The following is a 26,566-nucleotide window of genomic DNA, read 5'->3' on the forward strand; positions in this document are numbered from 1 at the left end:
TTTTGTAACCAGATTTAAAAATTATAAGAAAGTGAAAGACTTACGCTCCGGCCGATGTAACGGGTGAGCGTTTGGCGGTCACCGATCTGCTGCCCTGCCCCTTTGCTGTGATCAACATAGCCCTCTTCGAATTTATCGCTGAAGCCGAATTTGTATTTAAAAACATCATCCCACTCCGAATTGATCGGGGGATTCGCATTTTTGATCTCAAAGGTAGAAGCATCATTGACGTAAAAACGGTAAGGGTTATCCATCAAATTACTGATATTCAGCTTAAACTGCATCTTGTTGCGGTAAAAACGATAGCTTGCCTGGGCATCTATCTGGCTTCTTGGCCGTTCATATTCTACCAGGTTAGGGTCAACTCCTGTGATATAGGTTTTATAACCCATGTAGTTAAATACAAGATTGAGCCCCAGATGCTTGCCTGTATAATTCAGCCCTGCATTGACCACGGTAGGTACCTGTCCATACAACGGGCGCTTGTACTTCATATACTCATAGTAAGAATAGTCTTTCCCTTTATCATCCGCCTTAGTACGCAATATCCTGGACTGCACCTCCGATTTTAGCAAGGTGAGGTTGCCACTTATGGTAATTTCTTTCAGCAGGGATACCGAGGGAGCAATGAAACCCAGGGACTTGCGAACTTCGAACTCTATCCCCCGAATCTTTCCCCAGTCCGAGTTATTGGTGTATACATAAAGATTGTCAGTTCCTGAAACCGAATTAACGGCATAGAACTCTGCAGGCTTATCAAAATACTTATAAAATGCGCCAACCGAAATGATATCCCCCGCACCCGGAAACCATTCCAGCTTGAGATCATAATTATCGATGATCGAAGATTCCAGACCAAGGTTGACCTGCATCCTGCCAAAATTGGTATTGTACCTGGAGAACCTGGAATTATCCATCAGCGACGGCCTTACGGCGGTTTTGGCATAAGAGAAACGGACATTCAGGTTGTTAACAGGCGTATAGGTCAGGTGGGCAGAAGGCATAAACTTCCACCTCACGCTGTCGGCGAGGGTGATCGCTGGCCTGTTCTGCATATTGCTACTGTTCTGCAGACTGTCATACCTGAAGTATTCGAATCGGCCGCCCCACACCAATCTTAAATTTTTGGTCAACCTGTTATCAAGCATTGCATATACCGCCTTGTTCACATCCTTACCCTCATACCTATTAAGTTGGAATGCAGAAGGCATGTACAGGATATCAGTCAGCGGATGTTCCATCCCCATATAGTTGCCATAATCCTGTACGGGAAGGTAACCATAAGGGTTATTTACGGTTACAAAACTTACGATGGGCAACATCGTCCACTCATAGCTCGCATGCCTGTCCAGATAGAAAACCCCCGTTTTGAAGATCTGCTTTTGACCCGCGATCTTAAAATCAACTGCGGCGTTCATGGCCACAGTCAGGTTCCGTTCCTTGTAGGCAAACTTATCACGTTCCAACATACCACCCCCGCCACTAACGGTTCCCTGACCGGGCGTATATTTATAAATCACCTTATTTGCCATTTCCTCAGCTCGCAGCGTTGCGGTAATGGCATCGATCTCACGGGCATTGGTCGCTACCCTTGCCGCACTCCAATCCAGTTTTACCCTGCCCAACAGGTGCTCCCCGCTAACCTTGTTCTGTAAAAGATCGGTAAACACCGGCCGGTCATCTTCTTTGATGATGGGGTATTTACTGTTCCCATCATCTTTGGGATTAGCATAACTCCATCCACTGACCCGCTCCAGCTGCTCACTGAAAGCCCTCGAATAAAAATTATGGAAAATGATCTGGTGCTTGCCGTCGCGATACCCCCCGTTCAGCAATGCCCCCAGGGTGGTATTGAAATTATACAGGTATCCGGTATTGACGTTTTCAGGATCATCGGGGGTGGAAATGATCTGCCAGGTTCCACGCCTGATGTTATCAATGTTTTCGATATTCTGCGTATTGCGGTAACTCAATGAGCCTACAAAACCGATTTTCCGTGCAACCTGCTTAGACAAATCATAACTTCTTCCAAGGCTGAACTGGTAGTTTTGGGAAGGCCTGCTTTGAAAAATCCGGCTGCCCAATCGCTCAGTCCCCCCTATCCTGCGGTTCTGTTCGGCTACTTCAACAGCTTTGATATCGGCCGGATTGGTTGCCTTTGGATTAAAGGTGGAAACATCTTTCAGTCCTTTTGGGAAATGGTCCCTACTCCCATCATCAAAGCCAAGGTAATCGTATTTCCCACGCTGATACCCATAAAAATCCTGACCTGTTGTCCTGGAATTCACAGAAGCCCCTGCACTGAAAGAAAGGAAATTTTCTGTCGGAATGGAAATGGTGTTTACCTGGATCAGCCCACCGCCAAAACCGGCATTCATGTCCGGTGTAGCAGACTTACTCACCACCACACTTTCCACCAGATTACTCGGGATCAGGCTAAAGTCGAAATTCCGGCTCTGTACATCCGTACTGGGCAACATGACACCATCCAACTGTGCCACATTGTACCTTTCGGCCGCGCCGCGTACCACCACGTTCTTGTTATCGGTCGTGCTTACTCCGGTAATCCTTTTTAAAGTTTCACCAATGTTTTTATCCGGAGTGGCGCTAATCTGCTCTGCAGAGATCCCATCGCTCACCGTAGCGGCATTCTTCTGTTTGGCATATAAGCCCTCAACCGAGGCCTTCTTATAAGAACTGGTGACAACCACAGTATTCAGGCTCTTCGAATCTTCTTTGAGTACGATATCCAAAGGCGTATTCTGGCCGGACAATACCTTTACATCTGTGACCTTTTTGGACTGAAAGCCAATATAGCTGGCCTCCAGGGTATAGCTTCCCGGAGGAAGAGAAATCCTATAACCGCCATCCAGCGCATTGGCAACCGTTTGGTTGAGCTCCAGAATCCGTATGGAAGCACCTGGAAGTGGCCCGCCCTTGCTATCGACGACTTTTCCCGAGATCCGTCCAGGTTCGGCAGGCCTGGGAGCAGGCCTTGACCTGCCAATCACCACATTGTTATTGATCACCTCATAATCATACCCTGTCTGCCTTAGCAGCTTACCAAGTACCAGCGGAAGGGATTCTCCGCGATAAACCTGTGCGGGTACTTTTAATTTACTGAGTAGATTTTTGTCATAAGAAAAAGCAATACCTGTGCTTTTTTCAATTCTGGACAGCACAGCTGCCATATTTTCATTTTTGATATTGATAGTAACCTTGATTTCATTTAAGTTCTGGGCCTTGGTTTCCCTGGCCACGATCAAACTGCTGAAACCGATTAATAATCCTAATACAACGGTCGAGATCCTCATAATCGCCGTGAGTTTTTTTTTCATGTTTTTGTTATTGCTCAAAAGGTAGGAAGCCGGCTTGAGAATTAATCCCGGCATTATATTGCCAGTTCACATAGGTTTCCTATTTTTGATTGTTTTTAAATGGTTATGCCTTTAATTACACAGCGGGACTAACAAACTTTCGACGGGGAGTTAGCCGCTGTTTCTTTTTTTGTCTTTATCTATTCATAGAGTGTGATGATATGGTCCCTGATACGGTATTTCGCATCCGTCATTTTACTGATTGCTTTCATAACCTGTGTGATTTTATTGTTTGTTTGGAATGTAGTTTTATAACTTGCCGCGGCCAGTCTTTCACTCTTGGTCTCAAGTGTAAGGCCCCAGGTATTCTTGACCACCAGCGCCAGTTCAGAAAACGATGCACCGTCCAGACTGACCCTGCCATCCTGCCATGACCGAGCCCGCTCGGCACTCGATTCGGTAACATCAAATGCTCCACTGGCTACCTGGAAAGTGATCTGCTGATCGGGATGCAGTAAAGCGAGTGTTTTGCCCGAAGCGGAAATACCAACTTTACCTGTAGCGACACTTACCACTATCCTATCCAGCCCAGAATAGGCCCGGATGTTGAAGGATGTACCCAGTACGATCGTTTTCAGCTTTCCAGTGGTTACCACGAAGGGTTTTTCAGGATTATGGGCTACCTTAAAGAAGGCCTCCCCATCCAGAGAAATCTCCCGTTTTTTTCCGGTAAAATGACGGGGATACTTAAGTTCAGCACCGGAATTGAGCAATATTTCTGAGCCGTCAGCTAACATCACTTTCAGCATTTTCCCCGTTCCCGCCCTGCTGACCATCCATGTGGCGTTATCTTCGATGCGGTGCACACCGCGGTTAGCCAGATATAGGTATAAAGGGATACTGATTAAAAAAAAGGCCAGTACGGCAGCTATTTTCATCCAGTTTGCCTGCTGAAGAAAAAAGATATCGCGCCCTGGGCCAGTTTTCGGAATTCCGGAAACAATCCTGCTGAGCAGTCTGAGACGTACTTTTTCTTCGTGTTCAGCATTGGCAAAAACTTTCAATTCTTCGTCCGAATGGTCAAAAGCAGCATACCAGTGATCTATTAATCTTTTCTTTTCCTGCTCATCCATTATAATGTCCTTTGGCTATATAACCGAACGGAGGCACAGGTTGTCCCAGACCAAAATGAAACTTAATATGATCAGTATGTTTTGTTAACGATCTGTTAACATCAAGGCTGCTATGGTAATGATAACCGTGACCGAGGCAGGTCTGAGTTCGGCAGAACCGTATTGCCGCACAGCAAACCTGATGCGGTTTAAGGCGGTGCTCAACTGGTTCCTTACTGTCTTACCAGAGATGTTCAAACGGCTGGCTATTTCCTCATTGGAAAGCATTTCCTCCCTGCTGAGCAGGAAAATCTCTTTCATTTTTTCAGGCAGCCTGTTGATCTCCCGCATCACAACAGATTCCAGTTCCCGGCCCATCAAATGGTCGTCGCTGGAATGCGGATCAGCCTGAGACTTTGCAGCTTCATGGTTTTCGAAGTTGATCTTCAAAAGCTCTTTTCTGAAAAAATCAATGATCCGGCTTTTCAGACGGGTATGAAGCAAAGCGCGCACAGCATTTTCATTTTCCAGGTTATAATCTCCCTCGAGCAGAGAAAGAAACAGGTCCTGGAGCATATCTTCTACTTGCGCTTCATCCCGCAAACGACGAAAGGCAACGATGTAAAGTTCTTTCCAGAACTTATTGTACATATCGGTAATGTATTGCTTTTTTGCCTGCTGTTTCAATGTAAGTTCCCTGAGTGTGGGCAAAGCTAGCAAGAACAACGTTAACAACAGGTTAAGAAATCAATCAACCACCCTAAAAGCAATCAAGAATCAATCTCATATTGCTTGATGTCGATTCCTAAAAAAGCTATATACGGATAAGACAGAGATCGGTCTTAGTAGTATAATACTCCAAGTATACTCCAACTATACTCCAACTATACTCCAACTTTTTCCATAAAAAACATAGAGTTTGATTACTGTTTGATTTTTTTTAACTTGAAATTTTGTAGTATGCTATCCAAACCTTATCTTAGATCAGTTGTTTATTTATAAAAAACATATAGATCATGGCAAAATTTGACGGAAAATTCCTGACAGGTGTAATAGGACCTGCTGTTTTTAAGAAGTATCGCAATATGCAATTGGTTACAGGCAAATCCAGGTTGACAAAGGAGAAGCAAACTGAAAACACACACAAAGCAGCAACTCAATTTGGGATCGCCAGTACCCTGGCAGAACAATTCCGGAGCGTTACAACGGAGATCATTACAGATTTTTATGATGGAACAATGGTTTATCGCTTTAGAACGGATGTACAAAAGGCCTTGAAACAAGCATTCGACGCTCAATCTGAAACTTATCATTTTACAGCCAACAGTTTTGATCGGCTCAATGGTTTTGAATTTAATGCGGATTCACCGGTAATGGATAATTTCTTTGTGCAACCTGAGCAGCGCATCAATGGAAATATCCTGACCATCAAGTTACCGGAAATGCTTGTTTCAAAGGATATGAAATTTCCAGCAAAAGCGACTTCCTGCTTGCTAAACATTGCTGTGGGGATGTTTGACCTTACTTATGGAAATAGAACGATGTGTCCGATTCAGTCGATTGAAATTCCAAATGGTTCAAAAGATAGCGTTATGCCAGCTCAGGAACTTAGTTTTGAAATAGAACCAGGCTGTTTATGTATTTCTATGTTTTCATTTCAGTTTATACAAAAGACATTTTCTGGTAACCTGATCATCAATAGTAAAAGCTTCAATCCTGTTGCTGTATTCAGAGCTGTAATAGCGGATGGGACAGTCGATCAGGAACAGACAGAAAAATGGGATGATATCGAATTGGTGAGGGATTCTAAATTTTTTAATAGCCCTAAAATAGCACTTAAAGCGATTGAGCAGGAACATGAAAAAGTAAAAAGTGGAGCAGATTTCCCCCAGTACATTCAAGCGATCAAAAAGTTAGGCGTAGAAGAATTTGTGACCTATGTAKCTGATAGCCATACCCAGTATTTTAGAAATAATGGCCCTCAACTAAGCTCCAAGGCAAAGTATGAACCTTTAGTCGTCGCTGCTGTAAGTCATAAGAAAAAGTTTGCGAAGTATTTGAAAATGCATCAGGCAGGGCAAACGGATTACCTCAGCTTTTGCAAACATTGTGCAGAAACAGGAATCGATAGATGGATAGTGAATTTATCATTGATGACCTGCACTTATTATGATCAGAAAGATCAGCTCATCCTGACAGAATCGATCCCAGGACCCGAATAAAATTGATTTTAATATGCTGTACTCTCTAGTACAACATTACACTAAAAATACTGGATATTAAAGTTGGTGCTGATATGGCGATGTTAAGAAATAAAATCTTTTAAATATTAAACAATACTATGCTTTTCAGATAAACAAGGTTCTGCGTAATTCAAAACTCCTGATTTTTCTAATTCAATTAGCTTATTCTGAACAGAAGTGTAGTCCAAGTTGAAAGGAACATCAATCACAAAGTATCCTTCATGGGCTTTCTCACTAGAACACCCTAAAGAATCAAACAACTCCCTAATATCATTAGTAATAGTTGTAGAATCTAATATGACAACTTGTACTGTAGAATTTCCAGAAGGCTCTATAAGGTTAACTAAAAGGAAACTTTCACCAGTTTTTTAAATTTGTATAAAAATCCGGATAAATAAAATTTCAATTCTATTCCAAGGTTATATTGGGTTATGTTATATTTAGCTTATGAAACCAAATATAACCAGCACATTACTAATAGGGCTACTATGTTTAACCAGCTCTATATCCTTTGCACAAACTAAGGACTTATTCAATGGAAAAGATTTAACAGGATGGCATAGCGATGTCCCGGATAAAGACAAAAACCCTGATATAAAACCTTCATTTATTGTACGAAATAGCTTATTAGTTAGCTTGGGTGATCCGCGTGGCCACCTAATTACCGATGCAAACTATAAAAATTACAGATTAGAAGTTCAGTATCGTTTTTCGGCAAAACCAGGAAACTGTGGGGTATTGGTACATGCATCTACACCAAGGGCACTTTATGAGATGTTCCCAAAATCGATTGAAGTACAAATGCAGCATAAAAATGCAGGTGATTTTTGGTGTATTGAAGAAGACATTACAGTACCTGACATGGAAGCCAGGCGGGGACCAAAAGAGAATTGGGGAATAAATGGCAAGAAACAGCGCCGAATAAAAAAGCTAGTGGACAGTTTGGAAAAACCGCTTGGCGACTGGAATAAAATGGTAGTTGAATGTCTGGACGACCAGGTGAAAGTTTGGGTAAATGATAAACTAGCAAATCATGGCAGCAATTGCACCGCCCAAAGTGGACAAATCGCATTACAAGCAGAGGGTTCGGAAGTAGAATTTAGAAAAGTAATACTTAAACCGATTAAAAGATTAAGCAAAGACTAGTCTTTGCTTAATCTTCATTGGCTTTAATTTCACTTGGCAGGATTCCAAAATAACGCTTAAAAGCATCTGTAAGATGACTTTGATGGTTAAAACCAACAGCTGTAGCCACCTGCCCTACACTTCTTTTCTCCTCAAGGATGAGTCGACGAGCTTCTTCCATCCTTAACCGGGTTACATAACCATAAATGGTAGTTCCGTAGTATGCTTTAAAGCCCCGCTTCAGTTTAAACTCATTCAAGGTTATTTGTTTGGAAAGCTCTATAATTGTTGGCGGGTAGCTATACTCCGCATCAAGGATCTCCCTGGCATGTTCTATCTTTTTCAGATCATCTTGTTTGATCAGATATTTTTCAACCTCAACCCCCGATTGCATTTGTTCAAGTTGTAACATCAACAATTCCAGAATCTTTGATTCGGTGTGCAATCTTTTTAGCTCACCTGTTCTTTTACATTCGCAAATATCATTAATGACTCTCTTCATTTCCGTTGTCACCGGAAGGTCCTTAGCTGCAAATGAGGTATATTTCCCCTTCAAAATTTCTTTTACAAAATCAGTATGTAATAAGGAATGTTGGTCTATCAGATGAAAATAATAGGCTTTAGACAACACCAATAAAAAATACTTATACTCTATATCAGGCAACATCTGATATTTTCCTTTTATAGAAGGAATGTAGCGGATGTTGTGACGACTACCTTCCCTACGACTACTTTTACTTTCCTTTTTCTCCGCATTCGGGTTTGTCCCATAAAATATGAATTGCGAAGTGATGGTTTCACCTTCCACTTCTGAAAGCACCTTGACACCAGTATTAAACTGCATGGTGGCATGAACAAGAAACAATCCACCAGCGCTAAGCTGGTAATTAACCAGCTTCTGCGCAGGCAGACTTTTAATGTTTACATTTTTTTCTGAAAGCGGCGTATTTGGCGTGTAATGTTCAGAAATTTCTTCGATAAACAACCAATCGTCCGAGCCTTCTATCTTAGATTTGATTTTCATTAGGCAACGCTAACCTCGCCAAACACTTCTCCAAAATTGGAAAAAGTATCATTTGCAGTTTTAATAGCAAGTGCTTCTTCAGCTTCGTTATTGGCTTGCGCGTTTAATACAGCTGTAAACTTACCCCACATCTGACCTGTAGCTTCACCATAACCAGAGAAGAAAGAAACTCCTTTAGTGATGCCAAACTTCTCAAGCATTTTTACAATGATTGGTCCACCCATAATCGAACCTTCCATTACGTAAAGTGCGCCAAGCGCCTGTATCGTATTATTGATATCCGGAGCAGTTGCTTGTGGAAGTTCATCTACATTTGATCCCAGCGCTTCAATATCTTGTTTTAGGTAAGCCGAATTGCGACGTTCTGCATGATCAGGTAATAAATCTGTTGTTATATAAGGCGCAATAGCTTGTTCAACCTGATTAAAATAAACATAAAAATGTTTTAAAAAATCAGCGTAGTCTGCATCGCTACGAATAGCTTTCATTTTTTGTACTACCTTTTTCTCAAGCGTAAGGTGAGCTTCTTTAGTGGCTTCTTTAATGTTGTTACTTAACATGTGTTTGTATATTTTATGGTGTTAAATTAAATTATTTAATTACAAATTTGGTACTACCTTTTGGCACAATTACATATTCGAACGTAAAAAATGGCATAGGCGTGGTAAGGAGTAATAAGCTGCATATTTTAGCAGTTTTTGGTCTTAAATGATTCATAATAAATTAGTCTATTAAATATTGAATTGTTATTTCTTGTAGCTCTTTTGACTATTAAAATATTACTCAACAACCTTAATGGGGAAACTCAAAAAATCCAGCTGACCATATCCAGCAGCATAATAGTCTGCGTCAGGGTAAAAATACCTGATCCTGTTACAATCCCCTAAAGGAAAATCCGCAGGGATTTCCAAGGTCAAACTGTTTGCTGTTGTGGACTTCAGAGTTATCGGAATAAAGGTTTTTGTGATCGAATTATATAATACTACAGCATTGACCTTATCCAAATTTGCGCCACCTGTGATCGTGAACTGCCCATTTCTTTTAACTGTTGAAGCAACAGAGATTTCAGTTAGGACTACCGGCTTAGGATCTGCAATTACTTCAAAAGTATCCTTAAAAAGAACTGTTTTATTACCAGAAATTACCTTAACGCTTTGATAATTACCAATTGCAAAATCGGGATCCAAAATCACAGCAATAGGCGTGATCTTATTGATTTTAACAGGAATATCTTGTCCACTGGTGTTAACAAAGAACACCTTAGTTTTACCTTCTTCAACATCAAACAAATCACCACTTAACTGGGCCGTCTTATTTGATCTTAAAAATCTTTTATTTTTATAGATATCAGGCCCATAAAATGCGCTGATCATTGGTATAAGACTATTCACAATTGGCTTCAATTTGTAAGTCGTAACTGCTCCATTTTCGGCAGTCACAGTATAAGTTACCGACTCATTAAAGGATACTTTTGTGCCTGCCAGTGGTAAAATACTTGCTTTATCAGCAACTGTAATCGAAGGCGTAATTTCCTGAGGGACAGCCTGACCTACTGGCCAGTATAAAATGATTTCATTGTTTTCAATTACAGCCTTTAATTGTGCTCCATTAGCATCTTTAACAGAAAATGCAAGTATATCAGTATACGGAAGGGCAGGATATTCTTTTTTACAAGCACTTAAGTTGAATAAAAAAAAGATGGAAATGTATAAATATATTGATTTCATTGTTTTCTATTTTGCGTTTACAGTTATTGGCCAGAATGCATTTATAATTGGGAATCCCTCAAATAATATGGAAGGGTAATAGGTTCCCACTGGTACAGTCTCAGGAATCTTTACCGTAGCCAATGTTCTGGTATAGTCAAGAACAGGAAGTGAGACATCCTGTCCGGCGACCTTAATGGTTATCAATTTTAGGTCTTTAAATACAGGGCCGCTTGACTTTATGGTGAAAGTATCACCCTGTTTCGCAATTATAGAAACATAATCCACTTGAGGCAAGGTATATTCCAACTTAACCGGATATTTTAAATCTGTGGTCAATGATTGTATTTTTACCCTTACTTTATAGAGTCCAGGATTAAGGGTCTGTGGTACGCCTACATAGCCAATAGAATATACCTTTTCGGTCGCACCCATCAACACAGTTACGGCTGCTGGCCCATAACCAGTAACATATGACATTTCAGTCTCCGTATTGTCAGCTCCAACAAGAAATATTCTTATTTTGGTCGGATCAAGTGTATTAAAGTTGCCGGAAAAATTAATCATGTAATAACCTATGCCCCATACAACAGGTTTACTTTCAGTAGATACCTCATTCACCTTTAATGGTGAAATCTGCTGCATCTTTATCACTAACTTATAGGTTACGGTACTTTTATCAGCACCCGTCACGGTATAGGTTGTCTTGTCATCCAATACATCTACAGGTAGCACTTCACCTGAAAGTTTTGCTCCACTAGCCAACTTAATCTCTGGATCAATTACATCCAGATTATAATAAAATGGAAGGTATATTGTTATCGTTTTATCTGTTTCGTCTATTATACCGCTGATGCTGCCGTCTGACACCGGCACTTTGTACGCTATAATTTTACTATCGGACTGATGTGGCAGGTCCATAGTCTTTTTACAGCCAAATAAAACAGCTAAAGCAAATATTGCACAGCTAAAGGATTTTAATCTCGATTTCATTACTTGTCGTATATATTATTTAATTTCAAATTTTGTGCTCCCTTTTGGTACCAGCACATATTCAAATGTGAAAAACATATGCGGTGTAGTTCTGAACCATTTATCAGGTGTAAAAGCATCCTTATAACAGCTGATCATTTTTACTTTCGCATAATTCCCTTTGCCTGTCCGTACAACAATTGTTCTTGCCGAAAGCGTTGTTCCATTTGTCATAGTCATGGGAGCAGGAAGCGCATAAGCAACATGCTGCTTATCAAAACTTGAATTACTCATCAAACCTCCACCAAAATCATAAAGATACCAGCCTGTACCAACACCGAAATCACCCTTTTCATCAGTCCCTATTATCGTTCCTTTTGTTTTAAACTGTGCGTCTGAAGGAACATCCACTACTTCATCAAAGGCTTTCTCAAGGATTAGAATACCACCAATTCCTGGACCACCATATCCTAGATTAGAACCATCTGTACCGGAATTCCCAGCGATAAAACTATTGTAAAGCCCGTTAAAGCCCATATCCCATCTTGCTGTTTTAGCGTATTTTGCAGGTGCTTCGGCTTTAGTTTCCAAACTAAAATAAGCCGCAGCCTTTGTTTCTGTAGGGTTTTTATCATCAGTTTCAACAGCAAAATTTTCTACTCGATGAAGTTTATAAAAAGGCACGCTGGCCGACTCTGGGGGTAACTCTTCGTCTGGTTTTGGTTCATTAGATTTAGAACAGGCGCCGAGCAGCATCACCGTAAACACGACAGCTGCGATTTTCGTTAGAAGTTGTTTTGTTTTCATTATGTTATTTAATAATTAATCTTTCGTACTTAAATTTCTGCTACCATCCTGCTGCACATAATACCTAAATGTGAAATAGGGAGCTGGCCAGTTCAGGTCACTCACTGTAGCGGGCGCACCTTTATACATGCTGATCAGTTGTAATTTTGCATATTGACCATCGGCAGTCTTTAAAACATAGGTTCTGTTTTTTACAGGTACAGCGATATGGGTGTTGAGTTCATAGAAGTACCAGCCATTGCCATTTCCGGGGTCCCATCCTACCGCACTCACTCCATTTTTTTCAAATTCATCATCTGAGGGTGCTGTTTTTACAGCATCATAAGCTTGATTGACAACCACCATCGCAGCTTTTCCAGGGCCACCAAAACCATAACTCTGATCATTCGTGCCATTATTTACAGACACATAAGAATTGTATTCTTTGGCAAATGCGATGTCCCAGTCGGCGGTAAGCAGCTTACTTTTATCAACCTTATTACTTGTCTTTAAGCTGAAATAAAAAATCTCAAATGGTTTTGCACCACCTACTGTATTTCCTACATCCCCAGGCAAATCTTTGACAATGGTACTTTTCCCATCTTCCAATTGTGGTTTAATTTCATCCTTAGTACAGGCACCAAAACTGATGGCAACTACCAGCATGACCATTCCTTGTATTAGTTTACTCTTTTTCATATCTTTTTTTTATGCTTAATCTTTAAAAAATCGCCAGCTAATACCTGCGACTATAGCTCGCCCCTGTTGTACAGGCATCAACTGATCCCGATAGTTCATCAGGTTATCTGCTGTAAGCTGTAACTGTAAATGCTTTTTATAAAATGTTTTCTGTACTGCAGCGTTCAAGAGAAAGAAACTCCGAACATAGGTATCATAGGGATCTAAAAAATTGTTGGCCTTATTATCTTCCATAAAACCGTATTTGCTCCTATAATTCACTCTAAATGTGCCTGTGATACCCGTCTTTTCATGTGCATAGCTAATTTTTAGATTAGCCATGTGACGCGACCTGTTATTTAACCCCACATAATCTTTACGTGTAGCACGTCTAACGTCATTGATATCAGTATCGTAAATAGATCCATACAAACCGGTACCGTTGTTTATGGAGTCGACCACACCTTTGTCTACCGCATAAAGCAACTGGTAACCGGCAGAGAGGTTTAAAGACTTCGTTGCCGACCAGCTTAAACCTATTTCTGTGCCCGTAGTGTATGCCCGGGCAATGTTTATGTACGAAAAGATCTGCTGATTGTTGGTTTTAACTGCAACCAATTCTGAGTTGATAAAGTCTTTCATATCATTATAAAATACATTAACATCCAGCTTTAAACTTGTAAAAGGATTATAGTTAAAGCCCCCGCTATAAGAAACAGAACGTTCAGGTCTTAAATTGCCTATATTTTTAGCGATCGGCAATACACTCATGATCTGTCCTGCATCCTGCAGCAGCTTCAATTCTCGTTCAAACTCCGCCGATCCCAGCACTGTATAACCTGTTTGCAGGTTTGTAAACACAAGATATAATTGTTGGAAATTTGGGGTTTTAAAACCCGTCCCAACTGCTGCTTTTAGTGTAAGTTTTTCATTCAAATTATATTGCAATCCCAGGCTTGGATTTAATTTAGCGCCATATTTATCATGGTAATCATATCTTGCACCAGCAGTAACAGACAGCTGATCAGCTGCCTGCCAGCTGGCCTGAGCGTAACCGAAGTAATTTGCCATATTTTTATGGCCTCTATAAGCCGTATTGTCTAACACTTCATAAGCCGTCCCTGCTCCACCGGTAAGTTCAAGCACATCAGAGAAACGTTGGGTAGCCTGAACCTCTGCACGATGCAGATATTGCTCAAACCGATTTCCAGGTATCACGACGCCACTATTCAAATCTGTAATGTTCTGTGCGGTTTGATAACGTGTTAAATAGTATTGACTCTTTAGTCTAAGTCCATTATTGAAGCTGTTATTTAAAGCAATGGAGCCATTTAAATCATGTTCATCTAATACATCTTTGCTCGGTTTCACCCCATAAGAAAGTTCATTTTCTGAATACCGGGTTACATATCTCCCATTAAAATTCAAAGTACTTTTATCACTTAGTGAATACCTGGCCCTGCCTTGGAAAGCGAAACTATTAAACGGTGGTGCCGTTTTACCTTCATTTAGATAAGGATTGGCGTTGAAACCATCGGTACGGTAATAATTACCAGAAAAATAGGCCGATCCTCTTTTGCCTGCAAAAGGTGTTTCACCTTCTAAAGTGGCATCCAACATATTAAAACTGCCATAAGTTAATGCAGCCATACCTTGAGGATGTGTGATGTTTTTCCGGGTTACAATATTAACAACACCTGCCAGTGCCTCACTTCCGAATAAGCAAGACGAAGCTCCTTTTATGATCTCTATGCGTTCTATGCTTGATACTGTAATCCGTGACAAATCAAAATTACCACTGTTACGACCTACCATCGGTTGCCCATCGATCATAATCATGGTATAACCACTGCCAAAACCTTGCATTTGTAAGCCAACTGCTCTACTTCCAGCCCCTATATCACTCACAATAGCCAGTCCCGTTTGCTCTTTTAAAACCTCATCCAACCTCCTGCTTCCCATCATTTCTATCTCTTTTCGCGAGATCACCTTACTGGGCATAGCGGTACGTGTCATGTCAATAAAATTATCTGGATTATGATGCGCAGCACTAACATTTACTTCGTTAAGCGCGTTGTCACCTTGCTTTAGTTTAATATGGAGATGCTGTATTTTACCTTCTTCTATTGCTATATCACTAGCATACTTTTCGAAACCAATGGCCTTTATAGTTAAATTATAAGTACCTGCAAACAAATTATTGATAGTGAATTTTCCATTACCATCTGTAACCGCTCTCTTATTATCCGGTTGTAGTACAACCGTAATCCCCGATATTGCCCTACCTTCTCCATCTGTAATTACCCCAGTCAGTCCGGTTTTAATACCAGTAGCGAAACCATAAATACTAAGTAGTAGAAATACGAGGCTAAGAGAATATTTTGAGGTTACTGAATTGTACATTTATACTTAGTAGTTATTTTTAATCAATCTAAATAAGATTACAAATATGCTTACATTTGCCAATAATCAAGCAACGTGAGGGGGATTATTTTTGACTATTTCGGGATTGAATTAACGAAATCGGGATTATCTCATTGGATAACTAACTGGATAGCGCGAGGAGACCACAGAAAACACAACACATTAAAACACTAATAAACAACAAGATAGAAACTAAAAAAAATAAACACATGCTAAAGTAAAACTTTGAAAATGATAAAATACCGATACCGACAATCCAAGCTAAGCTATTTGGAATCATTTTAATTAAAGCTTCCTTTGCATCGTTATAGAATACCTAATACAATTATAATATGAAGAAATCCTTATACATTTTACTACTGATTTTACTGGGCTACAGCGTATCTACCAACGCAAGCTTTGCCCCAAAACGAATCATCACGCTTAGTGCTGCGCTTACCGAAACAGTTGATGCGCTAGGTTTTGGTCCACAGATCGTGGCCATTGATGTGACCAGCACCTACCCTGCTTACACAAGCAAGCTTCCTAAAGTAAGCCAGAACCGGACCGTATCTACAGAAGGACTCATCTCTTTTAGTCCTGATCTTGTTTTATCCCCCGAAGGAGGGCTATCGAAAGCGACCGAATCTCAATTAAAATCTGCAGGTATTAAGGTGGTCATCCTTAAACAGGAGTTTTCCGCTAAAGGAGCATCTACCTTCATCAGACAAGTGGCTGCCGCTCTTGGTGCTACTGCAAAAGGCGAAGAACTGGTTAAGAAAACTGAACCTGAAGTAAATAAGGCACTAGCCCTTGTAAAGGAAAATCCGAAATCGCCTAAAGTATTATTTATTTATGCCCGAGGAACCGGAGTAATGATGGTAGCCGGTAAAGACACCAATATTGATGCAATCATTAAATTGGCCGGTGGCAAAAATGCAGCTCAGGGATTCTCTAAGTTTAAACCGTATACTACTGAATCTTTGGTAAATGCTAATCCAGACATCATACTTATGTTCGATTTCGGCTATAAAAGTCTTGGTGGAGCTGCAAGCATCTTAAAAATGCCAGGCGTTTCCTTAACCAATGCCGGTAAAAACAAAAGGATAGTAGAAATGGACGGGGAGCTATTAACGGGGTTTTCGACCAGACTAGCCCAGGCAATTACACAACTAAATGACAAGTGGTGAGTAAAAAAGTATTGTTATACCTTGTATTAATCATTGCCTTATTTATAGCGTCAGCCTTTTCGATGGGCTTAGGTGCCGTTAAAATCCCTATCAAAGAGGTATTAATCATACTTTCAAAAAAAATTGGATTGTTTGCCGATACCCCCGTCTCAGCCCAATATGAAGGTGTTTTAAATATTGTACGTCTGCCCCGCGTAGCAATGGGTCTGCTGGTTGGCGCAGCCCTTGGCATTTCGGGAACTGCTGTTCAGGGCATTTTTAGAAACCCATTGGCAGAACCGGGATTGATCGGGATTTCTGCCGGGGCATCCCTGATGGCAGTTATTATTATTGTGCTTGAAGTAGCACTATTTGCTGGTCTAAGTAACCTATTGGGTTATTATCTACTGGCATTCGGTGCTTTTAGTGGTGCCGGAATAGCCGCGATGCTGGTCTACCAAATTTCGCGTACGGATGGTAAATCAAATGTAGCCACGATGCTACTCGCAGGCATTGCCATCAATGCGCTGGCTGGTGCATTAACAGGATTGATCACCTATATAGCAGATGATCAGCAATTGCGGAATATTACATTTTGGATGTTAGGCAGTCTGGCCGGAGCTACATGGGAAACAGTACTGGCCATAGCGCCTTTTGTTTTAATTCCGGTGTTGTTATTGCCGCGCATGGGTAAAGCCCTAAATGCGTTTTCACTGGGTGAAGTACAAGCGGCACAACTTGGCTTAAAAGTAAACCAGATCAAAAGAAATGTAGTCGTACTGGCCACCATGGGCGTTGGCGCAGCGGTAGCAGTCTCAGGTATCATTAGTTTTGTAGGCTTACTTGTACCACATACCATCCGGCTCTTTATAGGTGTAGACAATAAACATGTGCTACCGGCATCTGCCCTGCTTGGTGCATTAATGCTTACACTGGCGGATATGTTGTGCCGAACCATCATTGCCCCTATTGAACTCCCAATTGGCGTAATCACGGCCTTACTGGGTACCCCTCTGTTTTTGTATATTTTAATTAAGGATAAAAAGAAACTCGTTTTATAAAATGCTGATCGCGGATTCGTTGACATTTGAAATAGGTAAAAGATCGCTGGTAAAGGATATTTCTTTTAGCATCCGTCCTGGTGAACTGCTCATTATTCTTGGTGCCAATGGAGCAGGAAAATCGAGCTTGTTCCGCCTGCTAAGTGGAGAGAAAATGCCTACGCGTGGCCACATACAACTACATGGAAAAGAAATCGCTGCGTATACGGTTGCAGAACTTGCCTTAAAACGTGGTGTGCTTAACCAGCAGAACATCGTAAATATGGCTTTTACGGTCATGGAGATCGTAATGATGGGCAGATATCCGCATTATAGCAACAGTCCCGCAGTAAAAGACATAGAAATAGCACAGCAGGTAATGGAGCTAACCGGTGTTATCGACTTTGCAGACCGTTCTTACTTAACATTATCAGGCGGCGAACAACAAAGGGTGCAGTTGGCTAGAGTGCTTGCTCAGATCTGGGATGTGCCCAATGCATTGTTGCTCATGGACGAACCTGTAGCCAGTTTAGATTTACAATATCAGCAGCAAACATTAGCTATAGCCAAAATGCTAAGCAAACGAGGCTTTATGGTGGTTAGTATTTTGCATGACATTAATCTGGCGGGGCAGTATGCCGACCGCATTATTATGCTAAAAAATGGCAGGAAGTGGTATGATGGTACGGCCGCCGAAGTATTAAGCTCCAAAAATATTTATGACGTGTTTGAAATCAACTCAGACGTGTATACCAACCCAAGAACATTGAAACACTTTTTTATTCCAAGGAACGTTTCACTAAATATAAATTCGCAATAATTTTATCTGTAAATCAACTATTTTTGCATTATGACCACCAAATCTACATCCGAAAAAAAAACAGCATTATTAAAATGGCTGAGAAAAGTTGGGGTATGGGGATTCCTCTTTTTCCTGATTAAAGGCTTGATATGGCTTGCGTTGGGCTATTGGGTGATCAAATAGTGGAACGTTTAAGCTAGCCTTTATGCTAGCAATCAGTCACATCAATAAATAATATTTTGATTTACAATAAATTACATTACCTTTGTTAAATATTTAAATAATAATACAATGCAACAAGGAACAGTAAAATTCTTCAATGAGACAAAAGGTTTTGGATTTATCGTACCAGCTAATGGTGACGCTGAAATTTTTGTTCATTCATCTGGCTTAATCGATAGCATTCGTGAGAATGATTCAGTAAGCTATGACATCGAGCAAGGTAAAAAAGGCTTGAACGCAATTAATGTTAAGATTAGCTAATCAAAATATTTATAAATTGTTAAAAACATCCACCCTAACAGGTGGATGTTTTTTTTTGAGCCCTAAATTGCATCCCGTTTTGTAATTTTGCCAAAGAGGCTGTTTCTATCGAGCGGCTTCATCATATTAATACATTTACATATATGGAAACTCTAAATAACAAAACAGCGCTGATTACTGGCGCCGGTAAAGGTTTAGGTAAAGCAATAGCACTTACACTTGCAAAAGAGGGTGTAAACTTAGCCTTGGTATCAAGAACGGCAAGTGATCTTGAAAAGGTAAGTGCGCAAGCCAAACAAATTAATCCTGCGATTAAAGTCGTGTATGCAACAGCAGATGTGGCTAACCTTGATGAGGTAGCTGCTGCCTGTGCAAAAATTACAGCTGAAATCGGCAACATAGATATCCTGGTAAACAATGCTGGTATTGCCAAATTTGGCAAATTTCTGGAGCTGGAAGTCAGCGACTGGGAAAGTATTGTAAAAACCAATTTATTTGGTCCTTACTACTTTATTAAACAAATCTTGCCCCAAATGCTGGAACGCAAGAGTGGTGATATTGTTAACGTTTCTTCGACAGCAGGACTTAAAGGTTCTCCTTTAACAAGTGCTTATAGTGCATCCAAGTTTGGACTGATCGGCTTATCAGAATCATTGATGTTTGAAGCAAGAAAGTCTAACGTACGTGTATTTACGCTCACTCCAAGTACTATTGCTACTGATCTGGCGCTAGCCAATAAGCTTACAGATGGCAATCCAGACTCAACACTTCAACCAGAAGATTTTGCTGAACTACTGGTTGCGCATTTAAAACTTCCAAACCGCGCATTGGTAAAAGATGTTAGTCTTTGGTCTACAAACCCATAAAAAAACAGAAAAGTCGCAAATGCGGCTTTTCTGTTTTTTTAGCTTATTTACATCATTTGGCTAATCAATTCAAAGAAACGTAAAGCTCGTTCTGCGTTAACCAAGTTCCATTTATTTTACGCCAGGTAGCGGCATAATTACCATGATATTTATCATTTTTATAGTTCCACGTACCACTTTCCCATGCAGTATCCCCGCTCTTACTTATGGTGATGGTGTCAGGAATCCGCTCAAACAATGGGCTACTGTTTGAAAACATATATTTCCAATCGGCAGCAATTTCAGCTTTCCCAATGGTGTAACTACCGTCTCCGGCAATCTGCACAAAATCTTTCATCCAGTGTTTGGAGACGCCATCTACGTCTTTTTTCGCTATACAACTGTTTGAATCAAGCCTCGCTTGCTTAATTAATAATGTATCTGTTGAATTCATTAAATAATATTTCTATCCCCACGCTTTTCTTAAAAAACGAAGCCAGTTGCCATGCATCAGATTTTCAACATCAGCAGTTGAGTACCCTCGATTTTTGAACAATGTAGGGATTTTTCGAAGATCTGCAATAGTTTCCAGATCGTAAGGACATTGCTCTTTTCCAAAAGCACCATCCAAATCCGAGCCTATACCTACATGATTTGCGTTTCCTGCGAGCTGGCAAATGTGATCTATATGATCTATCATCACCTCAAGATTACAATTCATGGCTTTTGGATCGGACTTTCCGCGAACCCAGCCAGGCACCATCATCCAGGCATCTAAAGCAGCACCTATAACCGCACCTCTATCTATCAATACCTTAATTTGCTCATCACTAAACTGACGGTTATGGTTTACCAAAGCACGACAATTGTTGTGCGAAGCCCATACATGTCCATTAAAGTGCGCCAACGCTTCCCAAAAACTATCATCGCATAAATGTGTAGCATCCAAAATGATATTCAACCGCTCCATTTCTTTTAATAGCTCTTGCCCTTTATGCCCCATAAACCCAGTTGCATCTGTACCTTGAGCATATCTTCCCGGCCCGTAATGTGCCGGGCCTACAGCTCTTAATCCACTGAGATACGCTTTTTCTAAATGATGGACGGTTATCAGAGAATCTGCACCTTCAAGACTTAAGATATAGCCAATTGGTTTCTTAGTATCATCAATGTCTGTTTTCCATAAAGCCAGATGGTTTTCCAGGATCTCCAGACGATTAATCTGTACCATCTCTCCTGCTTCCTCCATGGCTTTATACCAGGCAAGCTGTCCCTGAGTTTGCGCCCAAGCTTGTGCCGGCGAGTGCCAGCCTGGCAAATTATTTCCTGGCGCTACAAAACGTGCAATCTGAGTAGCCACAACCAATCCAATCTTCCCTTTTCTCAGTTCTGGCAAGGAAACAACACATTTAGCCCTATCAGGCTTATCCATTAATCCTTCTTCTCTTTTATTGATGGAAGAAACCGGTAAAGTCAAATCGCGGTTCCATTCCAACGCGTTCATACTTAAATCCAAATGGGCATCGATTGCAAACATAGACTATATATTAATTTTTCTTTTTCTTGAAATAATCTCCCAGGCACCATCAACCTTGTGCTCTTCTACCGTTGCAGCAAAGTCGTACAAGGCTACAGTTGGGCAAATGTGAATGGGTATGCCATACAAAACATCTCCTATTTTCAGACCATGTCCCTTAGGCATTTCCAATACCAGATGTTCCTCGCTTTGTCCAATTATTTTAGCCTCTGGTGCATTTAAAAAGTATACTCTTTTAGCCAATACGTTCTCTGCAGCAACAGACTTATGTCCTAAATCCAGACTCACTTTGGTCTGATCTGGCAAAGAAATTACCCTGGTAATTAAAACTGCAGCAACAGCATATTTTTGCTCGGCACAGGCATCATGATAACCTTTGTCCCATAGCACAAAAGTGCCTGGACTACATTCTACATCGGTTAGTTCGGCATAAAAGGGATAGGTTGGTGAACCACCCGCAACTATTATGGGGGCAGGTAAACCATTAGCTATTATCTGATCTTTTAAATTATTAATGGAATTCCAGGCCAGCTGCCAACGTGCTTTTCTTTCTGCTAATGAACTATCGTGGATATGTCCATCATAGCCGTGTAGCCCGATTGCTTTAATCCCCTCCTTAACACTCATTTCCAGATAAATAGCAAGAGCATTTTCATTTGGCAATATCCCGGTTCTGTTCATACCTAAATTCAAATCCAGAAATACGTTAATCTCCAAACCGGCATGCTTGGCTGCCTGAGAAAGCTCATTTAATGAATATGCGTTATCAACCAAGGATGAGAACTTTGTGGACGGAAAAGCGCTTACAAGTGACAAATACCTGTTTATTTTTGGGCCAACTAGCTGATAAGCCAGGAGGACATCGGCAGCTCCACAACGCCCCAACATCTCGGCTTCGGCAATTGTGGCACATTTAAACTTAGTGATTCCGGCATTTATCATTAATGTGGTGAGCTCTGCCGACTTATGTGTTTTTACATGGGGACGCAGTCTATTTACCGCATCAATGCTGTTTAATAGCAGTTTTATATTGTCTGCAATACGATTGGGATAAAAAACCAAAGCCGGAGAATCGAGCTCATTTACGTTATCTATCTTAAACCAATCTCGTTCTGAAGGTCTTTCAACGCTAGTCATGGAGTTCAAATAAGGCTTCTATTTCGATAGGGATATTGTCTGGTAACGAACCAAAACCAACTGCGCTCCGGGTGCCGATACCATTTTCTTCACCCCACACCTGGGCAAAAAGCTCACTACAGCCATTAATTACAAAGGGATGTTTTTCAAAATCAGGAGAACAATTTACCATTCCTAACACCTTTATTACTCTTTTTACCCGGTTTAAACTACCTAGATTTGTCTTTATGGTAGACAGCATAGTTAAGCCAACCTGTCTGGCTGCTAGTTTTCCGTCTTCTTTATCAAGGTCGACACCGATGCGTCCAATCATTAGACTTTTATCATCGTTAACAGGTCCATGACCAGATAAATAAAGGTACTTACCATCAATTAAAAACGGTTTGTAAACCCCCAAAGGCTTTGGTGCCGGTGGTAAGGTTAATCCTAATTTATCAAACTGCTCGTCTGCATTAAAAGTTTCCATAGCTATATCATTTAAATGAATTGATTTAATAAGAGTACCCCTGCCAGCCCTACAACCCCAACAATAGACTCCATTGCGGCCCATGATTTAAAAGTATCTTTCATACTTAAATTAAAATACTCTTTAAACATCCAGAAACCAGCATCGTTTACATGTGAGAACATTAAACTACCTGCGCCAACAGCCAACACCATTAAGTTAGGATCTACATGAGCAGATACCATTAAAGGTAAGATAATTCCCGCAGTAGTTAATCCAGCCACAGTAGCAGAGCCTACACAAAAACGAATTATTGCGGCAATTAACCAACCAAGAAATAAAGGTTGCATATCCATATCCTTTAAAAGCGTTGCAATTTGTCCATTCACTCCACTGTCTACCAAAACCTGCTTTAAAGCACCTGAGCCTCCAATAATTAACAGGATCATGGCTACATCTTTAATCGCTTCTATATAAATATTCATGATATCGACTAGCTTCTTTCCTTGAAAAACGCCCAGGCTGAACGTCGCAACAACGAGGGCGATTAACATCACAATGGTCGGGCTCCCCACGAAAGCGAAGAAATGGACAAGCGCAGGATCTTGATCGGGAGAAAGTGTAAATACAGTTGCGCCGATTAAAAGCAATACAGGCAAAAGCGCCGTAAAGAAACTATTAAATGCGCCCGGTAGTTCTGCCTCAGGTAGATCAGCAGAGACAAAAGCGGTCAAGGGCTTAGAAGGAATACCTTTTAATGCCCTGGAGAAAATAGGTCCACCTATCACGATAGCAGGAATGGCCACTATTAATCCATACAATAAAGTTAATCCCATATTCGCATTAAATTGTATAGCCAAAGCCGAAGGCGAAGGGTGAGGTGGCAAAAAGCCATGGGTAACGGACAATGCAGCCAACATGGGTAAGCCGATATAAATGACGGGTAGTTTGTACTTATAAACGATAGAAAAGATTAAAGGTACCATGAGCACGAAACCTATTCCGTAAAACAGGGGAATACCTATCAGAAAGCCGGTAGCGACTACTCCCCACTGTATATATTTTTCTCCGCACAACTGCATCATGGACGACGCTATTTTTTGAGCAGCACCACTCTGAGCAACGAGTTTACCCATCATGGCACCGACCGTAAGTATCACTGCCAATGAGCCCAATACATCCCCGATTCCCTTCTCAACAGAGCTCGAAACCTTGTTTATTGGAATGCCTAGCCAGATACCAGCAAGTATCGATACGATAAGAAAGGAGATGAATGTATTGACTTTAAAGGCCGAAATCAGAACAATCAGCAAGATAATGCACAATAGAACGATAATAATGGTCATGCTAAATAAATTAATTAATAAAAATTTCATCAGCCAGTAGCCAGGCTTTTCCACCCGCACCATATCCTCCTTTAGGAATAATCCCCTTATTTATTGCGGTAACTTTAACATATCTAATCTCAACAGGCTTAATTGTAACCCTAATTTCATTGATGCCCTCTTTTGTAAAACTGCTTTGTTTATAGACTTCAGTATAGTTTGTGCCATCTGCAGAGACTTCAAATTTTAACAAGTCGGGTTCCCACATCCTTTGCCAATGATGCTTTAAGATGTTTATACCTAACTGAGATATTTGTTGCTGCTGCTCCAGATCAATCACAGCTTCCAGATTTTCTCCACTAAAACCACTCCATTCACCATCATTGTATAATTGGCTACCACTGATGCCGTTTATTAACGAAGCTGCTCCCTTAGGCGCATAGTTACCTTTTGGTTGATAAGTTAAAGTGATCTTTTTCCCTGTACTTTTGCTAATAGTAAAATCCTTTTTAAATACAGGTGTAACGACGGCTCCGTTATTAAAGACAGCTGCCTTAATTTGCTGTGTACGATCAATAACTAATGGGTTTTTATAAACTAAACTTTCTATACCCGGCACTTTACCATTGGTGGTGTACCTAATGATGCCTTTAGGTAGAGTTGTTTGCAACAATAAGGTTGATTTGCCATTAATTAGTTCAGAATCTCCTATTATTTCGTCGTAATTTTTAAAATAATTAACCTTAAGTCGCTGTAACATTTCACTTTGCGGCCTTAGTCGCGTTAAAAACCCTTCGTAGTTTTTTAAGTCTTTCTGAGTCCAGGCTATCTCTGCTAAGGCAATTATCCGCGGAAACATCATGTACTCCGCTTTTTCTGTTGTATTTACATATTCGGACCACAAATTCGCCTGAACACCTTTGATATAAACAGCGTCCTTTTCATTGAGCACTTCAGGCACAGGTTCGTATCCATATATTTTACTTAATGGCGTAAAACCTCCTGCTGCAATTTGTTCATCATCCTGATAGGACTGATAATAGTCGAGATAAACATACTTCTCAGGGCTCATGATCACATCGTGCTTCATTTTTGCTGCAGCAATGCCGCCTTCCAAACCTTGCCAGCTCATTACTGTTGCTGATGACGCTAATCCACCTTCTAAGATCTCATCCCAGCCTATTATTTTTCGTTCTTTACTTTCTAAATATTTTTCCATTCTTCTGATAAAGTAACTTTGCAGTTCATGTTCATCTTTTAAATGTTCGGATTTAATACGATTTTGACATTTAGGGCATACTTTCCATCTTGTTTTAGGGCATTCATCCCCCCCGATGTGAATGTAGGATGAAGGGAAAATTGTTAAAACTTCATCTATTACCCCAGTTAAAAACGTAAAAGTTTGCTCTTTACCCGCACAAAAAACATCTTCAAAAACACCCCAGAAAGTAGCAGTTTCGTAAGGACCACCGGTGCAACCAAGTTCAGGGTAAGCTGCAAGTACGGCCTGTGCATGGCCTGGCATCTCAATTTCTGGGATAACAGTAATATGTCTTTCCATCGCATAGCGAACCACCTCTTTTACCTCTTCCTGCGTATAATAACCACCGTAAGACTTTCCATCAAAAACATGCGGATCAGCTCGTTTATGTCCAACAATAGTCTCCTTACGATAAGCAGAGACAGACTGTAATTTAGGATATTTTTTAATCTCAATTCTCCAGCCCTGATCATCCGTTAAATGCCAGTGAAAGGTATTAATCTTGTATAGAGCCAACAGATCGATCCACTTCTTTAGTGAATGAACTGGAAATAAATGGCGACTTACATCCAGATGCATCCCTCTATAAGAAAAACGTGGATAATCTTTTATGCTGCAAGCTTTTATACTAAGAATACCGGTACTTGATTTTTGAATAAGCTGAATAAGGGACTGCAAGCCATAGAACAATCCTTTAATCGTTGAAGCCTTAACCTCTATGTTATTTTGAGTACAGATTAAGGTATAACCTTCTGCGTTTTTCAACACACTATCATACTCATTACGAAGACGATCAATCTTAAATCGGATATAATTTCCAGCAGGGGCTTTTATTTTTGTCTTTCCCAGACTATACCCTAAAAATGAACGAATCTGTTGTCGAAAGCCTTCAACATCCTTCGCTTCCATTGCTTCATCAAAGTCTAGTAAAGTAGTTTTACTAAGTTGAAATGCGCCTACATCTGACTGAATAAAAGCTGGATAAGGAATTAATGGGAATTGACCATTTACATCTTGAGCCCTTAAAAACACAGTAGCGTGCATAAAAATCAAGAAAACAACTGAGTAGCAGAGCGTTCTATTCATTATTCGATCTATTTGGCAGCACAAAGTATAAAAAAAAATGAGTAGCCAAAAGCATTTTAATATTATTTTC

Annotated in this window: 24 protein-coding genes; 7 read left to right on the forward strand and 17 right to left on the reverse strand. The window is 40.5% G+C overall.

Annotated elements, in window-relative coordinates; translation table 11 throughout:
- Positions 1-14: 14 nt before the first annotated feature.
- The 3 genes from EZ444_RS00495 to EZ444_RS00505 form a co-directional block, all read right to left on the reverse strand.
- Positions 15-3,338, reverse strand: coding sequence for a TonB-dependent receptor (locus tag EZ444_RS00495; protein ID WP_165503482.1), 3,324 nt, complete (start codon positions 3,336-3,338; stop codon positions 15-17).
- A 179-nt stretch (positions 3,339-3,517) separates the two neighbouring features.
- The gene (locus EZ444_RS00500) at positions 3,518-4,450 is read right to left on the reverse strand and encodes a FecR family protein (protein WP_131606166.1); all 933 of its coding nucleotides are present in this window, start codon (positions 4,448-4,450) and stop codon (positions 3,518-3,520) included.
- An 84-nt stretch (positions 4,451-4,534) separates the two neighbouring features.
- The gene (locus EZ444_RS00505; RefSeq protein ID WP_165503483.1) at positions 4,535-5,140 is read right to left on the reverse strand and encodes an RNA polymerase sigma factor; all 606 of its coding nucleotides are present in this window, start codon (positions 5,138-5,140) and stop codon (positions 4,535-4,537) included.
- 305 nt (positions 5,141-5,445) lie between these two features.
- Between EZ444_RS00505 and EZ444_RS27550 the strand changes: the two genes are divergently transcribed.
- Positions 5,446-6,651, forward strand: a complete 1,206-nt coding sequence (locus tag EZ444_RS27550; RefSeq protein ID WP_225874582.1) for a DUF1398 domain-containing protein — start codon at positions 5,446-5,448, stop codon at positions 6,649-6,651.
- Between the two features lie 107 nt (positions 6,652-6,758).
- On the opposite strand, the gene EZ444_RS27820 is transcribed toward EZ444_RS27550, so the two are convergent.
- Complete coding sequence (locus EZ444_RS27820) at positions 6,759-7,007, reverse strand: DUF4265 domain-containing protein (protein ID WP_131607174.1); 249 nt, start codon at positions 7,005-7,007, stop codon at positions 6,759-6,761.
- A gap of 112 nt (positions 7,008-7,119) precedes the next feature.
- Between EZ444_RS27820 and EZ444_RS00520 the strand changes: the two genes are divergently transcribed.
- Positions 7,120-7,818 (forward strand): 3-keto-disaccharide hydrolase, encoded by a 699-nt coding sequence (locus tag EZ444_RS00520; RefSeq protein WP_131606168.1) that lies wholly within the window; start codon positions 7,120-7,122, stop codon positions 7,816-7,818.
- 7 nt (positions 7,819-7,825) lie between these two features.
- Here EZ444_RS00520 and EZ444_RS00525 read toward each other — a convergent pair whose 3' ends face one another.
- The 7 genes from EZ444_RS00525 to EZ444_RS00555 form a co-directional block, all read right to left on the reverse strand.
- Positions 7,826-8,821: a helix-turn-helix transcriptional regulator gene (locus EZ444_RS00525; protein WP_131606169.1), complete on the reverse strand. Its 996-nt coding sequence runs from the start codon at positions 8,819-8,821 to the stop codon at positions 7,826-7,828.
- Positions 8,821-9,381 carry a biliverdin-producing heme oxygenase gene (locus EZ444_RS00530; RefSeq protein ID WP_131606170.1) on the reverse strand — a complete coding sequence of 187 codons (561 nt, stop codon included), beginning with the start codon at positions 9,379-9,381 and terminating at the stop codon, positions 8,821-8,823. Before EZ444_RS00530 ends, EZ444_RS00525 begins: the two co-directional genes overlap by 1 nt.
- 219 nt (positions 9,382-9,600) lie before the next feature.
- Entirely contained in the window at positions 9,601-10,548 is a 948-nt protein-coding gene (locus EZ444_RS00535; protein ID WP_131606171.1) for a hypothetical protein, read from the reverse strand.
- Between the two features lie 6 nt (positions 10,549-10,554).
- Positions 10,555-11,520: a hypothetical protein gene (locus EZ444_RS00540; RefSeq protein WP_131606173.1), complete on the reverse strand. Its 966-nt coding sequence runs from the start codon at positions 11,518-11,520 to the stop codon at positions 10,555-10,557.
- 15 nt (positions 11,521-11,535) lie between these two features.
- Positions 11,536-12,306: an HmuY family protein gene (locus EZ444_RS00545; protein ID WP_131606175.1), complete on the reverse strand. Its 771-nt coding sequence runs from the start codon at positions 12,304-12,306 to the stop codon at positions 11,536-11,538.
- Between the two features lie 15 nt (positions 12,307-12,321).
- Complete coding sequence (locus EZ444_RS00550; RefSeq protein WP_131606177.1) at positions 12,322-12,984, reverse strand: HmuY family protein; 663 nt, start codon at positions 12,982-12,984, stop codon at positions 12,322-12,324.
- Positions 12,985-12,999: 15 nt separating this feature from the next.
- Complete coding sequence (locus tag EZ444_RS00555; RefSeq protein ID WP_131606179.1) at positions 13,000-15,366, reverse strand: TonB-dependent receptor; 2,367 nt, start codon at positions 15,364-15,366, stop codon at positions 13,000-13,002.
- A 353-nt stretch (positions 15,367-15,719) separates the two neighbouring features.
- Between EZ444_RS00555 and EZ444_RS00560 the strand changes: the two genes are divergently transcribed.
- The 5 genes from EZ444_RS00560 (at position 15,720) to EZ444_RS00585 (ending at position 19,726) form a co-directional block, all read left to right on the forward strand.
- Complete coding sequence (locus tag EZ444_RS00560; protein WP_131606181.1) at positions 15,720-16,556, forward strand: heme/hemin ABC transporter substrate-binding protein; 837 nt, start codon at positions 15,720-15,722, stop codon at positions 16,554-16,556.
- On the forward strand, positions 16,553-17,596 hold the full coding sequence (locus tag EZ444_RS00565; RefSeq protein ID WP_225874583.1) for a FecCD family ABC transporter permease: 1,044 nt from the start codon (positions 16,553-16,555) through the stop codon (positions 17,594-17,596). Before EZ444_RS00560 ends, EZ444_RS00565 begins: the two co-directional genes overlap by 4 nt.
- A 1-nt stretch (position 17,597) precedes the next feature.
- Complete coding sequence (locus EZ444_RS00570; RefSeq protein ID WP_131606185.1) at positions 17,598-18,395, forward strand: heme ABC transporter ATP-binding protein; 798 nt, start codon at positions 17,598-17,600, stop codon at positions 18,393-18,395.
- Positions 18,396-18,668: 273 nt separating this feature from the next.
- Positions 18,669-18,860: a cold-shock protein gene (locus EZ444_RS00580; RefSeq protein WP_084292065.1), complete on the forward strand. Its 192-nt coding sequence runs from the start codon at positions 18,669-18,671 to the stop codon at positions 18,858-18,860.
- Positions 18,861-19,003: 143 nt separating this feature from the next.
- On the forward strand, positions 19,004-19,726 hold the full coding sequence (locus tag EZ444_RS00585; protein WP_131606187.1) for a 3-ketoacyl-ACP reductase: 723 nt from the start codon (positions 19,004-19,006) through the stop codon (positions 19,724-19,726).
- A gap of 64 nt (positions 19,727-19,790) precedes the next feature.
- Here the strand turns inward: EZ444_RS00585 and EZ444_RS00590 are convergent, their stop codons facing one another.
- The 6 genes from EZ444_RS00590 to EZ444_RS00615 are packed head-to-tail and all read right to left on the reverse strand — an operon-like array spanning position 19,791 to position 26,496.
- Complete coding sequence (locus EZ444_RS00590; RefSeq protein ID WP_131606189.1) at positions 19,791-20,159, reverse strand: YybH family protein; 369 nt, start codon at positions 20,157-20,159, stop codon at positions 19,791-19,793.
- A gap of 12 nt (positions 20,160-20,171) precedes the next feature.
- Positions 20,172-21,242: a dipeptidase gene (locus tag EZ444_RS00595; protein ID WP_131606191.1), complete on the reverse strand. Its 1,071-nt coding sequence runs from the start codon at positions 21,240-21,242 to the stop codon at positions 20,172-20,174.
- Positions 21,243-21,245: 3 nt separating this feature from the next.
- Positions 21,246-22,379, reverse strand: coding sequence for a D-TA family PLP-dependent enzyme (locus tag EZ444_RS00600; RefSeq protein WP_131606193.1), 1,134 nt, complete (start codon positions 22,377-22,379; stop codon positions 21,246-21,248).
- On the reverse strand, positions 22,372-22,845 hold the full coding sequence (locus EZ444_RS00605; RefSeq protein ID WP_131606195.1) for a RidA family protein: 474 nt from the start codon (positions 22,843-22,845) through the stop codon (positions 22,372-22,374). Before EZ444_RS00605 ends, EZ444_RS00600 begins: the two co-directional genes overlap by 8 nt.
- Positions 22,846-22,856: 11 nt before the next feature.
- Complete coding sequence (locus EZ444_RS00610; protein WP_131606197.1) at positions 22,857-24,170, reverse strand: gluconate:H+ symporter; 1,314 nt, start codon at positions 24,168-24,170, stop codon at positions 22,857-22,859.
- A gap of 10 nt (positions 24,171-24,180) precedes the next feature.
- Positions 24,181-26,496 (reverse strand): family 20 glycosylhydrolase, encoded by a 2,316-nt coding sequence (locus EZ444_RS00615; RefSeq protein WP_131606199.1) that lies wholly within the window; start codon positions 26,494-26,496, stop codon positions 24,181-24,183.
- Between the last annotated feature and the right edge of the window lie 70 nt (positions 26,497-26,566).

Source organism: Pedobacter hiemivivus, from assembly GCF_004331685.1.
In the GTDB taxonomy this organism is placed as follows: Bacteria; Bacteroidota; Bacteroidia; order Sphingobacteriales; family Sphingobacteriaceae; genus Pedobacter; species Pedobacter hiemivivus.